13 protein-coding genes are annotated in these 14,618 nt (G+C 38.6%); 12 read left to right on the forward strand and 1 reads right to left on the reverse strand.

Annotation, left to right across the window (positions count from 1 at the left end; all coding sequences use genetic code 11):
* The first annotated feature begins 49 nt into the window (after positions 1–49).
* The 5 genes from ftsE to AC27E9_RS00595 all read left to right on the forward strand — a co-directional run bounded on the left by ftsE (position 50) and on the right by AC27E9_RS00595 (position 8,338).
* Entirely contained in the window at positions 50–751 is a 702-nt protein-coding gene (ftsE, locus tag AC27E9_RS00575; RefSeq protein ID WP_487126303.1) for a cell division ATP-binding protein FtsE, read from the forward strand.
* Complete coding sequence (gene ftsX, locus AC27E9_RS00580; protein ID WP_487126304.1) at positions 741–1,712, forward strand: permease-like cell division protein FtsX; 972 nt, start codon at positions 741–743, stop codon at positions 1,710–1,712. Before ftsE ends, ftsX begins: the two co-directional genes overlap by 11 nt.
* A gap of 219 nt (positions 1,713–1,931) precedes the next feature.
* On the forward strand, positions 1,932–2,795 hold the full coding sequence (gene rpoH / locus AC27E9_RS00585; RefSeq protein WP_487126305.1) for an RNA polymerase sigma factor RpoH: 864 nt from the start codon (positions 1,932–1,934) through the stop codon (positions 2,793–2,795).
* Between the two features lie 252 nt (positions 2,796–3,047).
* Positions 3,048–5,525 (forward strand): TonB-dependent receptor, encoded by a 2,478-nt coding sequence (locus AC27E9_RS00590; RefSeq protein WP_487126306.1) that lies wholly within the window; start codon positions 3,048–3,050, stop codon positions 5,523–5,525.
* Positions 5,526–5,719: 194 nt separating this feature from the next.
* Positions 5,720–8,338 carry a sensor domain-containing phosphodiesterase gene (locus tag AC27E9_RS00595; protein WP_487126307.1) on the forward strand — a complete coding sequence of 873 codons (2,619 nt, stop codon included), beginning with the start codon at positions 5,720–5,722 and terminating at the stop codon, positions 8,336–8,338.
* 20 nt (positions 8,339–8,358) lie between these two features.
* Here the strand turns inward: AC27E9_RS00595 and AC27E9_RS00600 are convergent, their stop codons facing one another.
* Positions 8,359–9,261 (reverse strand): hypothetical protein, encoded by a 903-nt coding sequence (locus AC27E9_RS00600; protein WP_487126308.1) that lies wholly within the window; start codon positions 9,259–9,261, stop codon positions 8,359–8,361.
* A 172-nt stretch (positions 9,262–9,433) separates the two neighbouring features.
* Here AC27E9_RS00600 and tatA point away from each other — a divergent pair, with 172 nt between their 5' ends.
* From tatA to hemB, 7 genes are read left to right on the forward strand one after another with little or no spacing between them, the layout of a single operon-like run.
* Positions 9,434–9,670, forward strand: coding sequence for a Sec-independent protein translocase subunit TatA (gene tatA, locus AC27E9_RS00605; RefSeq protein ID WP_487126309.1), 237 nt, complete (start codon positions 9,434–9,436; stop codon positions 9,668–9,670).
* A complete protein-coding gene (gene tatB, locus AC27E9_RS00610) occupies positions 9,670–10,035 on the forward strand; it encodes a Sec-independent protein translocase protein TatB (protein ID WP_487126310.1) in 366 nt (121 codons plus the stop codon). The genes tatA and tatB overlap by 1 nt, the downstream gene beginning before the upstream one ends.
* On the forward strand, positions 10,035–10,793 hold the full coding sequence (gene tatC, locus AC27E9_RS00615; RefSeq protein ID WP_487126311.1) for a twin-arginine translocase subunit TatC: 759 nt from the start codon (positions 10,035–10,037) through the stop codon (positions 10,791–10,793). The genes tatB and tatC overlap by 1 nt, the downstream gene beginning before the upstream one ends.
* Positions 10,794–10,795: 2 nt before the next feature.
* Positions 10,796–11,311 carry a hypothetical protein gene (locus AC27E9_RS00620; RefSeq protein WP_487126312.1) on the forward strand — a complete coding sequence of 172 codons (516 nt, stop codon included), beginning with the start codon at positions 10,796–10,798 and terminating at the stop codon, positions 11,309–11,311.
* Positions 11,312–11,332: 21 nt separating this feature from the next.
* A complete protein-coding gene (locus tag AC27E9_RS00625; RefSeq protein ID WP_487126313.1) occupies positions 11,333–12,127 on the forward strand; it encodes a TatD family hydrolase in 795 nt (264 codons plus the stop codon).
* A complete protein-coding gene (locus AC27E9_RS00630; RefSeq protein WP_487126314.1) occupies positions 12,120–13,568 on the forward strand; it encodes a sensor domain-containing diguanylate cyclase in 1,449 nt (482 codons plus the stop codon). Before AC27E9_RS00625 ends, AC27E9_RS00630 begins: the two co-directional genes overlap by 8 nt.
* A gap of 19 nt (positions 13,569–13,587) precedes the next feature.
* A complete protein-coding gene (gene hemB / locus AC27E9_RS00635) occupies positions 13,588–14,598 on the forward strand; it encodes a porphobilinogen synthase (protein ID WP_487126315.1) in 1,011 nt (336 codons plus the stop codon).
* The last annotated feature ends 20 nt before the right edge of the window (positions 14,599–14,618 follow it).

The following is a 14,618-nucleotide window of genomic DNA, read 5'->3' on the forward strand; positions in this document are numbered from 1 at the left end:
TTTCGTTAATATTAGCGAGATAAAATAACAATAATTAATAAGTACGGTAATGATCCGATTTAACAACGTAAGTAAAACATATCCCGGCGGCTTTTTAGCACTCAAGCAAGTGAGCTTTGCTATTGCTGCTGGCGAAATGGCGTTTTTAACGGGGCATTCTGGCGCAGGCAAAAGTACCTTACTCAAGTTAATGAGTATGATGGAAAAGCCAAGTGTCGGTAGTATTGAAATTAATGGTACCGAATTATCGTCAATTAAGTATCAACAAATACCTTATGTACGTCGCGGTATAGGCATGATTTTCCAAAATCATAATTTGCTGATGGATCGTACCGTATTTGATAACGTTGCATTGCCGTTAATTATCGAAGGCTATAGTCAGAAAGAAACCCGTAAACGGGTAGAGACTGCGCTTGATAAGGTGCACCTTTCGAGTAAGCTTAAATGCTACCCTTATATGCTTTCTGGTGGTGAACAACAGCGTGTAGGTATTGCACGTGCCATTGTAAATAAGCCGCCAATATTACTGGCCGATGAACCAACCGGGAATTTAGATCCGAAATTGTCGTTAGATATTATCCGCTTGTTTGAAGAATTTAACGATATGGGCGTAAGTGTGTTAATTGCTACCCATGATCTAGGTTTGATCGCACGGATGAAATATCGCACTTTAACCTTAAAACAAGGCCATATGATTACAGACGGCATTGTTGATGGCTTGCAAGCGGATGGACATGCTGATGGCAGCTAATCTTAGGCGACACAATCATCAATTGGGTTGGACTGGACGTTTGACCGCGTATGTTATCCGCCATCTACAACAAGCCATAGGTAGCATTGGAGATTTATGGCGCACACCGTTTACCTCGATAATGACAGTGTTAGTGTTAGGCATTAGTTTAACCTTACCTGCCACATTACATTTGTTTGTTAAAAACACTCAAGCCGTGACTGAACAGTGGGATTCTGCCTCAGAAATTACGTTGTTTTTGAAACTATCTACCGCCGACAAAGCGGCACAAAACTTTGTTCAACGTGTGCAGTTGTATCCTGAAGTTGAAAAGGTTGTTTATATTTCTGCAGAGCAAGCGTTACGTGATTTTAAGCTAATTTCAGGTTTTGGTCAGGCGTTAGAATATTTAGATACCAATCCGTTACCCGCTACGGTGCTAGTGACACCCTCTAAACGCTTTAGTCAGGCTCAGGCTGCCCGAGAATTATTAGTAAAACTAGAAAAAGAGCGAGAAGTTGAACAAGGTAAGCTTGATTTAGAATGGTTAACTCGCTTAGAAGCAATGGCCGCGTTAATTGAAGATATGGTGCTTGGCATCGCCCTGTTGCTTTGTTTATCTGTGGTGTTAATTATTGGCAATACCATACGTTTGGCGATTTTAAATCAAAAAGATGCTATTGCGGTTATGAAATTGGTGGGAGCAACCGATAGCTTTATTCAGCGGCCATTTTTGTATGCTGGGATTTGGTATGGCGTTCTGGGCGGTATAATTGCCGGTATATGTGTGGCGATTTTAGCAAGTTATCTTTCGGGAGCCCTGACACAGCTAACCGACTTATACCAAAGCCAGTTTGTATTATCTGGGCTATCTTTTTATGAATTTATGTTTCTACAAATGGTTGCTATTAGTTTAGGTTTGTTAGGGAGCTTTATTTCTGTTCGTCAACATATTCGCGCTATTGAACCTACCGCAGATTAATTTAGCGCATTTAGAGGATCGTTTACGACCTTAACATCACCTTGTTATTACTATTGATTTTCTACTCAGTGACAAAGTTTAACAAATTTTTAATAGAAAATTCGAAAGAGACTATTGTTTCCCCCTGTCTTCTAAGCTAATGTTGGCGTATTAAGTCGTGGTAGTAACAAAATTTGTGTTATAATCGCGAGCTAGGTTAGATAAAGAGGTTATTATTAAATGAGTGATACAATGCAATCGATGGCACTAACAGTTCCACAAAGTGGCAGCATTGAAGCATACGTGCAATCGGCGTACAGCATTCCTATGCTGACTGCTGAAAGGGAGCATGAGTTAGCGACTCGTTTATATTCTGAAAACGATTTACAAGCGGCACAAGAGCTTATTATGTCGCATCTTCGCTTCGTTATTCATGTTGCTAAAGGCTACGCCGGCTATGGTTTGCCGCAGGCTGATTTAGTACAAGAAGGTAATGTTGGCTTGATGAAAGCGGTTAAGCGCTTTAATCCTGAAGTTGGTGTTCGCTTAGTTTCTTTCGCTGTTCATTGGATTAAAGCAGAAATTCATGAATTTGTACTGAAAAACTGGCGTATCGTTAAAGTAGCAACAACAAAAGCACAACGTAAGTTATTCTTCAATTTAAGAAAGAATAAAAAACGTTTAGGCTGGTTTAGTAATGACGAAGTAAATAACGTTGCTGAAACGCTTGGTGTGAGTACCAAAGATGTGCTTGAAATGGAATCTCGAATGAGCAATCAAGATCAAGCTTTTGAGTTATCCAATGATGATGATGATAATGTTGGTGCCGGTAGTTATTCTCCTGCCCAATACTTAGAAGATAAACAATCTGATTTAGCCACTGAAGTTGAAGACCGAAATTGGGAGCAGCATGCAAACCAAAGATTAAGTAATGCTTTAGTCGGTCTTGATGAACGCAGCCAAGATATCATTCGCACGCGTTGGTTAACTGATGATAAGTCAACGTTGCAAGAGCTTGCTAATAAATATGATATTTCGGCGGAGCGTGTTCGTCAGTTAGAGAAAAACGCTTTAGCTAAGTTAAAAGGTGCAATGGCAGCTTAAAGCCTAGATAAGCATTCAATTTAAAGCCGGCTTTAGCCGGTTTTTTTATGCCATTTTTTCCTAGTGAATTAGAAAAATTGGTACTACCTGTTAGTTAAATGTAACGATTTAACGTCAAATAACATCGTTATGCCAGTTAAAACAACTCTCCAACATTAAATAACAAACCTGAGTGAACTTTTATCGCAAGATGAATTTAGGCGATAACAAGCCAATAAATAATAAAGATGTTAATTGATGTTGGAGATTTAGATGTATTCAAAGAAAAACTTAAGTAATGCTATTAGCATTGCTTTAATAGCAGGCACCGCAAGCTCATTATCGATTGTAAATTTAGCTAATGCAGCAGAAGAAAAACAAGCCGATGTTGAGCGAATAGAAGTTACAGGCTCTCGTATTAATCGTACTGATGTTGAAACGGCTAGCCCGGTTACCGTTATTTCTTCAGAGTTTATAGCTCAAAGTGGCTACAATTCTGTAGAAGAAATATTATCTGCGCAACCTACTGCTGCAGGTATTAATTTAGGTGCTACTACTAACAATGGCTCTGGCGGATCAGCGACCGTTAACCTACGTGGTATGGGAGCACAACGTACATTAGTATTGTTAAATGGTCGTAGAATGGTGTCTTCAGGTACTGGCGCTGATTCAGCGGTGGATTTAAATACAATTCCTGTTGCCATGATCAAAAATATTGAAATATTAAAAGACGGTGCCTCTGCGGTTTACGGCTCAGATGCTATTGCTGGTGTAGTTAATATCATTACTAAAAAAGATTTTGTTGGTACGGAATTAACAGCTGACGGCAGTCAAACTGACAAAGGCGATGGTACTAGCAAAGGTATTAGCATTTTGCATGGTTTAGAAATAGGTGATGGCAATTTAGTCGTCGGTTTACAATATTCTGACCGTGGTGAAGTTATTCAATCTGACCGAGATTTTGTTGAGCCTGGTCAGTCATCATTTATTCCTGAAGGTTCGCTAGGTGGCAAGGTGCCTGATGGTAATGGTGGTTTTAAAGATCGTGATACTTCGTATGATTACACCGAAGACAGTTATGCACAAACGCCAAATGAATTGTTAAGCTTTTTTACCGCTTTTAATACAGAATTAGATTCAGATACTGAACTCAGTGTTGACTTTATGTATACGCGACGTGAGTCAAATCAACAAATGGCACCACAACCAGCAAGTATTGATCTCGTTGTTTGTCAGTCAACAGAAGCAGATCCTAATTCTTGTATTGAAATGGGAGAAGGCTTGATACCAGAACTACAAGAACTAGAGTATCGTCGTCGTATGACGGATGCTGGCCCACGTATATTTGAACAAGAAACTGATACCTACCGTGCTTCAATCGACTTAAAAGGTTATTTAGAAAATGATGCCGTTTGGGATATCTCAGCAACTTATGGTCGTAATGACTCAAAAGACCGCGTTCAGAACTCAATTCATGCGGGCAATATGGAAGATAGTATTTATCAGGATCAATCACTTTGGTTTAGTGGTGATCCTATAAGCCGAGATATTTTATTATCACAAGGTATTATTTATACAGAAAATAATGAAGGTGGTAATGAGCAATTTACCTTAGCCGCTGGCTACAGTGGTGTTACGGAAAGTGATATTGGCTATGCGGTAGGGTTTGAAACTCGCCATGAAAGTGGTTACTACACACCAGATCAAGTAACACAAGATGGTGAAAGCACTGCAGCTCAGCAAGATCCAACCGACGGTAACTATTCTGTGCAGTCGGTGTATGGTGAAATTTCAGTGCCGGTAACCGATGAATTAACAGTGGAAGCGGCAACTCGTTATGATGAATATTCTACTTTTGGTGGTGAATTGACTTGGAAATTAGGGGCAACTTACCGCTTCAACGATTCTTTCATGGTTCGTTCTGTCGCAGCAACAGGTTTTAGGGCGCCAAATGTTAGTGAATTATATGGCGGCAACAGTGGCTCATTTGATTATCTTAGTGACCCGTGGGGAAATGAACAAGATGCCCAAATTAAAGTAAATTATACGAGCGATGCAAACTTACAACCGGAAGAAAGTGAATCATTTACATTAGGTGCTGTGTGGGAGGTAGCTGATGGTTTATCAACGACGCTAGATTATTGGAAATTTGATATTACTAATGCCATAAGTCGAGTTGATGTACAAAAGGAGTTAAATGCCTGTTTTGATGGCATGCAAACCTCATGTGATGCCATTAATGTTACTGCAGATGGTGATTTATCAAACATGACATCGGCATTGACCAACATTGGCTCACAAAAAACATCAGGAGTTGATTGGAATATTAGCTTTAGCCATGACTTATTCAAAGTTACCTTAGATACGACTTATCTAATTGAGTTTGAACAGGATGACACCGACTATACAGGCACTATTGATGGTAATATCGGTGGTTACTCAGAAATAAAATCTAACTTATCAGTTCAAGGTTTTGTGACAGAAGACTTAACTGTACTTTATAGCGCTCAGTTTATCCAAGGTATGGATGGCGAATACTATGGTGATAAGTTTTCAACTGATAATGTTATTTATCACAATCTTTCAGCCTCGTATCATATTAATGATCAGTGGACAGTTAATGGTGGTGTGAAGAACGCTTTTGACACAGAACCAGAAGAAGTATTGGGTGGTAATGATATGGGCACAGTGCCAAGTATTTATGATGTGGTTGGCCGTACTATGTTTGTAAGTACTTCTTATAGCTTTTAACATTTGGCATTTTTTAGTTTGATGATAAACGGTGGCAATGCCACCGTTTTTTAATTATGTATGTAAATAATTACGATTAAAGTGAGATATATAACTAATCATCTAGAATAATTGTAACTAAGGTCTAGCGAAAATTTTTTATTTTGATAGACTAAACGTACAAAAATAATACTAATAAAGATGGAATTTCCGTAATGGGATCAGGGGCGAAGGATAATATCCATGCGATACGCCAACTTCCGAAATTAAAGTCGTTATTAAAAAAATATCGACAACTTAAAACCATGCAGTCAGGTTTACTGCAGCTGTCAGAGTTGGCTAGCACAGTAACCGACATGGATGCGTTTTATCACGCCCTTGAATCAGTTATCAAAACTTTACTTGTTACTGATAGTTTTCATATTGCTTTATTAAATTCCGACGATGAATTACAACTAAGCTATTGTCACAACCCTGTTGAGATGCGATTACGTGAACATGTTGATTTAGCTGATTGGCGGAAAAGCTTAACTGGGTTGGTTCTACAGCGAAGACAACCACTGCACTGCTCTGCCGATGAAAGAATGGCGCTAGCGAAAGCTGATGAAATTGTTTTATATGGCTCGGTTTGTGTTGATTGGTTAGGCGTACCATTAATGCGTGGCCAGCAAGTGATTGGCGTTATTGCCTTGCAAAGTTACGATGAAAAGTTATTTTTTTCCGAACGCGACTGTCAGATTTTAGAGTTTATTGCTGAACATTTAGTCACTGCAATTGACCGAGTACGTAGTAGAGAATTACTAGAGTCGAGTATTCGACAACGGACTCTGAAGTTGACTGAAACCAATCAGCAATTACAACGAGAAATTGTTGAACGTCAACAAGCCGTCAAAACTCACCAAGTTTTGTTAAATGTTTCTGAGCTAACGGCTAAAACTCAGGCTATTGAGCATTTTTATCAAGCGCTACATCATGAAGTAAAAAAATTATTAGCCGCTAATAATTTTTATATCGCTTTGCTGTCTGAAGATAAATGTCAATTAGAATTCCCTTATTATTGTGATGAAAAACTTGCACCACCAAAAACGAGAAAGCTCAGTAATGGCTTGTCAGAGTTAGCAATTAGTACTGCTAAACCCGTTTTGTTAACAGAAAATGTGGTTTATACCTTAGCGTCCCAAGGAGAAATAACTCAGCGACCATTTACTTTGAATTATCCTGAAAATGAATTACCTAAATCGTGGTTAGCTGCGCCATTATCAGATCAAGGTGAAATTTTTGGGGTTATTGCCATACAGCATTATCAGGATGAGTCGGCCTATCAAAGTAGAGATTTAGAGTTAATGCGCTTTATCAGCCATCATATTTCTGTTGCAATATTACGTCATAAAACGCAACAGCAAGCGCTAAAAAGTAATGAAGCATTAGAGCAAGTTATTAATAAACGCACGCAAGAGCTACAAGCAACAAACCTTAATTTGAGAATGCAAATAGAAGAGCGTCGAAAAGCAGAAGCTCGCTTGTATCACGAGGCCCACCATGATGCTTTAACACAGTTGCCGAACCGAGCAATGTTTTCTGATCGTCTGACTTACTCTATTCGACACTTAAAGCGTCATCCTAATCATAGATTTGCTGTTTTATTTATTGACTTAGACCGTTTTAAAATGATCAATGACACATTAGGGCACCATGCTGGCGATCAATTTTTGATTGAGATTTCTCATAGATTACGTGATTGTGTCCGAGATAACGATATTCTTGCGCGTTTAGGCGGAGATGAGTTTGTTGTGTTATTAGATTCACTACAATCCTTAGAAGATGTAGAAGAAATCGCCTCACGTATTATTAACTCTATTGAACAACCTTTTGATCTTGAAGGGCACACACTTTATTCGAACGCCAGCATTGGTATTGCTCAAAGTCGTGTCAGCTATAAAGATGCTAATGAAATTTTACGTGATGCAGACGCTGCTATGTATCAAGCAAAAAGCTTAGGTAGAGGCCGTTACGTATTTTTTGACGACAGTATGCGTGAACAACTTATTGCTAGTATGACTTTAGAACAAGAATTAAGACAAGCGATTAAAAGTAAACAATTTGAGTTACATTACCAACAAATTTCTGATTTATCGCTGACCAACACCTTAGGCTTTGAAGTTTTACTGCGCTGGCAGCACCCAACAAAAGGTTTATTGACGCCAAGTGAGTTTCTATTTATGGCGGAAGAAACCGGCATGATTTTGGAAATTGAAACTTGGGTGATTGAAGAAGTGTGTTTGCAATTAAAGCTTTGGAAACAATCAAACGAATATCAACACGCGTATATTGGTGTCAATTTGTCAGGACGTCATTTAACTCAAGCAAACCAGTTAGCAAAACTTATTGAATTAATTAGTGTTAATACCATTGAACCAGAACGCCTGATTTTAGAATTCAATGAATCTGCTTTTGCTCGTCATACTGAACTAGCATTAAAAGGTTTGCGAAAACTGAAAGAGTTTGGTGTCAAACTCGCGCTAGATGATTATGGTGCTGGCTTATCATCATTTAATTTCCTTCATAATTACCCTTTCGAATTTATAAAGCTTGATCGTAGTTTCGTTCGCAGTTTAAATCACAATGAAAAGAATTTATCTTTGGTAAAAGCGCTGCATGAATTAGGTACTAACTTTGGGTATCGTTTGGTGGCAGAAGGCATAGAATCTGAAGAAATGTTACAGAAGTTGCAAACTGTTGGCTGTGAGTTTGGTCAAGGCTACCATATCAGCCGACCAGGAAAAATTGTTAAAGAAAAAGTTGAAGATAACGTTATTGAAATGTATCGAGCCTAACCTAATAGTTATAACTTTGGTTAACCTTTATGGAAAAAACCTTCAACTCTTAAAGCAATACCTGGTGTGGTGGTATAATTTTCTTGCTCAGGAAACTCTAAAAATGGTTCAACTTCAAAAAACAGCCAATCGCGTAGGGCATTAAATCGGTAGCGGTAGCCTAATGTGTAGTTATCAATAACAAAGCCACGCGCACCATTACGCTCCCCTTCAACTTGTAAGCTGATTACTGAAGCGGTATTTTCGTCAATTTGATGCAATTTATACATACCGTGTTTCCATCGAATACCACTAAAAGCGGCAGAGCCACGAATACTATAGTTAATACGAAATTGTGACTTTGCACTCAGTTGGTAGTCATATTCGAGCAGCAGCTTTGCGCCTAGCCCATCACCAAGGTAGTAATAAAGTGATGGCTCAACTAGAAATCCCTGTTGTTCAGAAAAATCAAAACGACGATTATGCTTTGCACGAGCGAATATATCACCACCTGATATACCAAGACGATAATTTATTAGCTTTTTTTTACTTTTTTCTTCGGTGTAATTAAGTGCGAGGGAAAATTTTTCATCTTCAGTTTCAGGTTTAGTGTTTACCGATTCTAACGGTAAATTATTAAGCTCATCATCTGTTTCATCTGAAAGCACTATACTAACTTTATCTTGTAGGTGCGGCAGTTTTACTCGGATGCGAAAGCGAGTTTCGATATCATTCCAATCACGACTTTTTGGTAACCAAGCAAAGCGAATTTTAGCCGTTGTGGTAGGTTGTTGCTGTTGTTCACTATCATTTGCAACAAAAAAACTATCGAACCATTGTGCTGATTGATAAACAGAATTCGAAACCGTTTCGTGCAATCCTTGCATCCAGTGATCATCTTTTGTTTCAGCTGGGCTTTTTGCGTCTTGCGCTTCGTTTGCCATTACTGATGTAGCAAATGCAGAGTAAAATAAAGCTAGGTTAAAGCACCTACAACATAATTTTTTACAATACATTTTTATCAAAATTTGTTTTACCTCATTATTTAGCATATCAGTTGATGATTTTTTTTCTATAAACTTTATAATGAATTCAATTAAATTATAGGGGTTTTTTATGGGCGGTATAAGTATTTGGCAATTATTAATTATTGCAGTGATTGTCGTGTTGTTGTTTGGCACTAAGAAATTACGTAATTTGGGCTCTGATTTGGGGTCGGCGGTTAAAGGTTTCAAAAATGCTGTAACAGATGATACGGCTAAAAAAGAAGATGAGACAACTGAAGCAGATAGTTTAGCGGATAAGTCAGTTGAACAAAGTAAAGTTGCTGAAAAAGAGAAAGATCAAGCCTAATGTTTGATATTGGCTTTTGGGAATTACTTTTAATCGCGATTATTGGCCTAGTGGTACTTGGGCCAGAGCGGTTACCTGTCGCTATTCGAACGGTTCGTGGTTGGATGAATAGTATTCGTAGTTTTAGTGATGGTGTTAAGAATGAACTTTCTGAAGAGTTGCGCATCCAAGAGCTACACGCAAACTTAAAAAAAGCTGAACAATCTGGTATGAAAGATTTATCACCAGAAGTTGCAGCTTCAGTAAAGTCGCTACAAGAAGCTGCAGAGATGGTAAATAGCCCATATCAAACAGAAGATAAAAAAGACAACTCTCCTCAAGACGCTGAGTCTCTTGACGATAAAAAAATTGAAAAGCAGGATTAATGAGTTCAGGCGCTAAGCAAAACTACACCTTATTTGATCATTTACTCGAACTTAGAACACGATTACTGCATGCCGTCTTAGGGGTGTTAGTGGTGTTCTGTTGTATGATCTACTTCGCCCAAGATATCTATCAATATGTTGCGCAACCCTTACTTGAAGTGATGCCGACCGGTACACAAATGATTGCAACTGATGTTGCCTCACCTTTTTTTACGCCGTTTAAATTGACCATTGTTTTAGCAATCTTTGTCGCCATGCCATATATTTTGTTTCAGTTATGGTCTTTTATAGCGCCTGGTTTGTACCAAAATGAAAAGCGATTAATTGCACCACTAATGTTTGGTAGTACATTGTTGTTTTATGGCGGTATTGCCTTTGCTTACTACATTGTTTTCCCTGTTGCTTTTGCTTTTTTCTCTTCTGTAGCACCTGAAGGGGTAACGATCGCGACAGATATAAGTAGTTACTTAGACTTTGTACTAAAACTTTTTTTCGCTTTTGGTATGGCGTTTGAAATCCCAATTGCAATTATTTTAATGTGTTGGACAGGCGTAACAAGCCCTGACAGTTTGCGTGCTAAGCGCCCATATATTGTTGTTGGCGCTTTTATTATGGGGATGTTATTAACTCCTCCCGATATTATTTCGCAAACCATGTTGGCGGTACCTATGCTGCTACTTTTTGAGGCAGGTGTAATCATTGCCTCTTTTTATTATCGTGATGAAGAAGATGATAAAATTGAACCAAAGGAAGAATAATAATGAGAAAAATCACCCTTATTTCACTGGCATGTATTGGGTTAGCCTCACTTTCAGCGAATGCTGAAAATTTAAAAAATAATTTAGCACAATGTGCGAAAGTTAATGATAGCCTGGCGCGTTTAGTTTGTTTTGACGATTTAGCAAAAAAAGTAATCTCGTCGTCTGATAATATTAAACAGGAAACTATTGCGGGTTCGGTAATTAAACGTGATCCTGTTATTGCACCTTCAGTAAGTAAAGAAGCCAACTTTGGTGCGGAACATTTGAAAAAAACTAACGTTAGTGAAGAAGATTTACAAGTGGTTTTTGTTGTTGAAACATTAAAAAAAGATCAATATGGTAGATGGCGCTTTACCTTTAAAAATGGCCAGCAATGGAAACAGAGTGACTCTGGTTACTTTAAAATTAAAGTTGGTGAAAGTGTTTTGTTGAAAAAAGGTGTATTAGACGCTGTTTATTTGAAAAAGAACGATCCTGATTCTAACCGAAAAATTCGTGTTAAGCGGGTTAAATAAACCATTTAGAAAGGCCCACTTTTGATTGATATTGGTGTTAACTTAACCAATGCACGTTTTGATAAAGATCGCTTAGCAGTTGTCGAGCGTGCTAAACGTGCAAATATCAGTGCCATGCTGGTAACGGGCACTAGTGTCAATGAGAGTGAGCGGGCCATATCCCTTTGCCAGCAACATCCGAACTTTTTATATGCCACTGCAGGTGTGCACCCTCATGATGCGGACAATGTCACAAGTGATTACTTGAAAACTTTGGCTCATTTTGCTGAGCAACCTTGTGTAAAAGCAATAGGTGAATGCGGTTTAGACTTTAATCGAAACTTTTCAACTTCTGAAAACCAACAACGTGTTTTTAATGAGCAAGTTGCCTTAGCGCATGACGTACAGTTACCACTATTTTTACATCAACGTGACGCTTTCGAACCTTGGTTTAATATTTTAAAACCCTATTTTGGTAGAGTACCCGCTTTAGTTGCCCATTGTTTTACCGGTAATAAAATTGAATTACAGCAATGTTTAGATGCTGGAATGTATATTGGAATTACAGGCTGGGTTTGTGACGAAAGACGTGGGCAAGCGTTACGAGAAATTGTGCCTTTGATTCCTCTTGAACAATTAATGATAGAAACAGATGCACCTTACTTAACGCCAAGAACTATTCGGCCAAAACCTAAAAGTAGTCGTAATGAACCGAGTTATCTAACTTATGTTGTCGCTATGCTAGCGGAGTTAATCGGTTGCAGTGAACGGGAGTTAATTACCCAAACTCGACGTAATAGTGAAAGCGTTTTTAAAATAAGAGCTGAACATGGCTAAGGTTAATTTATTAGCTCTTGCGATATGTATGATGCTAGTGCCACTTTTTGCTGTTGCACAAGTTGTTGGCATGACTACCATTGCTGAGCAAACGTCAATTTTACCTTCTTCAGCGCACTTGCACCTCCAACACAGCTTTATTGGTAGTAGTTTAATTTTGTCATTTATGTGTTTTGCTTGGGCACGGGCATTACGTAGCTTTAGCATGGCCATTTTAGCATTATATTTTTCGATTAAGTCATTGTGGGTTCTTGCCGATGGTGGTATTTCTATTATGGCTTTATTCACTCATAACGTTGATTTCATGAAGATTGAGCACACACTGCTCGCTGCGTTATCTGTCATCATATTGATGAGCTTTACTGCTAATCTATTTGCGCTTAAAAAACATGCTTATCATTATTATGTATGGTTACAGCGGTTAGCTCTAATCTTTCTCTTACTTATTCCAATAAGTTACTTTCTAACACGCATAGATATTATTCTATTAACGCAAGTGCTAACCAGTGTAGGTTTACTTTCCTTACTCTATATCGCAAGAAATTTACCGGAAAAACAAAGCCGTTTGTCAGCGATATATTCCGCAATGCTGATCATACAGATATGCTTTAATTTAGTTGCCTATGGCTTACACTTTGCTGATGTAACAGTAAAAGTTATTAATTGTATTGATATGTTTGCCTTTTGGTCGATGGCGGTAATGGTAACTTATATTATGGGACGTCGTTATCATAGTCATTTACAAGATGTGAAATTGGCACAAAAACAAGTACTAGCAAGTGCTGAGGCTTCAGAGCTCGCGCAAAAAGAACTTTTTGCCGTGCAACAAGAAGGACAAGAGCTACTCGAAAGTCGTGTGCAAGAACGAACGCTCGAACTTAATATTGCATTACAAGAGCTAGAGGTTGCTAATCAGGAGCTTAAAGATAAAAGCACAATAGATGAATTATCTGGCCTTTATAATCGTCGCTATTACGATCAAAAGTCACTGGCGGAATTTAGACGAAGTCGGCGAAATTTAACACCACTGAGTCTTATTATAGTGGATATAGATCATTTCAAAAAAGTGAATGATAATTATGGTCACTTAATGGGTGACAAGTGCATTATCGCGACGGCTAAAATTATCAAATCGTTATTACGACGCAGTACGGATATTGGTTGTCGCTATGGTGGTGAAGAATTTTGCTTAATTTTACCGGAAACCGACGCCAAAGGTGCATTGGCATTAGCACAGGAGGTTTGCCAAACTATTCGTGAGCAACGAGTTTTTGGTAATGAGACGCAAATTAGTTTAACGGTAAGCTGTGGCGTCACAACGTACCATCAAGAAAAGAATATTATACCAGAAGCTATTTTTGCAAGTGCAGATAGCGCGCTATATAAAGCGAAACAAGCTGGTCGAGACCAAGTGCAAGTCAGTTTGTTAAGCGAAATTTAAATTACTGTAGGAAATTAATATGAACAATGCCTTTGGTCAATATCCAGCACGCCGTTTGCGTCGTATGCGCAGCGATGATTTTTCTCGTCGTTTAATGTCTGAACATCAGCTGACGGTTAACGACCTTATTTATCCCGTTTTTGTTTTGGAAGGTGAAAATCAACGTGAAGTTATAGACTCAATGCCTGGCGTTGAACGCAAAAGTATTGATCTATTGCTTGAGGAGTGCCAAGAATTAGTAGATTTAGGTATTCCTGCCATTGCTATATTCCCAGTAACACCGGCAGAAAGTAAGTCGTTAATGGCAGAAGAGGCATATAACGAAGATGGTTTAGCACAGCGCACAGTGCGCGCAATTAAAGCGAAGTTTCCTTCGCTAGGTGTGATTACCGACGTCGCATTAGACCCTTTCACTACCCATGGACAAGATGGCATTATCGATGAAGAAGGTTATGTTTTAAATGAGGTCACTAAAGATATTTTAGTGAAACAAGCTTTATCCCACGCCCAAGCCGGTGCTGATGTTGTGGCCCCGTCAGATATGATGGATGGTCGTATCGGTGCTATTCGCGAAGAATTAGAAAAGCATCATTTTGTTAATACTAAAATATTGGCCTATTCAGCCAAATATGCTTCAAATTATTATGGCCCATTTCGTGATGCAGTCGGTTCAGCTGGAAATATTAAAGGCGGTAATAAGTACTCTTACCAAATGGATCCAGCTAATAGTAATGAAGCGCTACACGAAATTGCTCAAGATATTCATGAAGGGGCTGATATGGTGATGGTTAAGCCGGGTATGCCTTATTTAGATATAGTTCGTCGTGTTAAGGATAACTTTCAAGTGCCAACTTATGCTTATCAAGTTAGTGGTGAATATGCCATGCATATGGCAGCAATACAAAATGGTTGGTTAGCCGAAAAGCCTTGTGTTATGGAAGGATTATTGGCATTTAAACGTGCCGGCGCTGATGGCATTTTGACTTATTTTGCCAAGCAAGTGGCACGTTGGTTAAAAGAAGACGCTTAGTTGTCAATTACTAGTTAATA

This window comes from Colwellia meonggei, assembly GCF_057537295.1.

Bases quoted from the DNA above. Each gene is read 5' to 3' on its own strand.
- hemB (WP_487126315.1), top strand. From the start codon at position 13,588: ATGAACAATGCCTTTGGTCAATATCCAGCACGCCGTTTGCGTCGTATG.
- AC27E9_RS00590 (WP_487126306.1), top strand. From the start codon at position 3,048: ATGTATTCAAAGAAAAACTTAAGTAATGCTATTAGCATTGCTTTAATA.
- AC27E9_RS00595 (WP_487126307.1), top strand. From the start codon at position 5,720: ATGGGATCAGGGGCGAAGGATAATATCCATGCGATACGCCAACTTCCG.
- AC27E9_RS00630 (WP_487126314.1), top strand. From the start codon at position 12,120: ATGGCTAAGGTTAATTTATTAGCTCTTGCGATATGTATGATGCTAGTG.
- tatB (WP_487126310.1), top strand. From the start codon at position 9,670: ATGTTTGATATTGGCTTTTGGGAATTACTTTTAATCGCGATTATTGGC.
- rpoH (WP_487126305.1), top strand. From the start codon at position 1,932: ATGAGTGATACAATGCAATCGATGGCACTAACAGTTCCACAAAGTGGC.
- AC27E9_RS00620 (WP_487126312.1), top strand. From the start codon at position 10,796: ATGAGAAAAATCACCCTTATTTCACTGGCATGTATTGGGTTAGCCTCA.
- tatC (WP_487126311.1), top strand. From the start codon at position 10,035: ATGAGTTCAGGCGCTAAGCAAAACTACACCTTATTTGATCATTTACTC.
- ftsE (WP_487126303.1), top strand. From the start codon at position 50: ATGATCCGATTTAACAACGTAAGTAAAACATATCCCGGCGGCTTTTTA.
- ftsX (WP_487126304.1), top strand. From the start codon at position 741: ATGGCAGCTAATCTTAGGCGACACAATCATCAATTGGGTTGGACTGGA.
- AC27E9_RS00600 (WP_487126308.1), bottom strand. From the start codon at position 9,261: ATGGCAAACGAAGCGCAAGACGCAAAAAGCCCAGCTGAAACAAAAGAT.
- tatA (WP_487126309.1), top strand. From the start codon at position 9,434: ATGGGCGGTATAAGTATTTGGCAATTATTAATTATTGCAGTGATTGTC.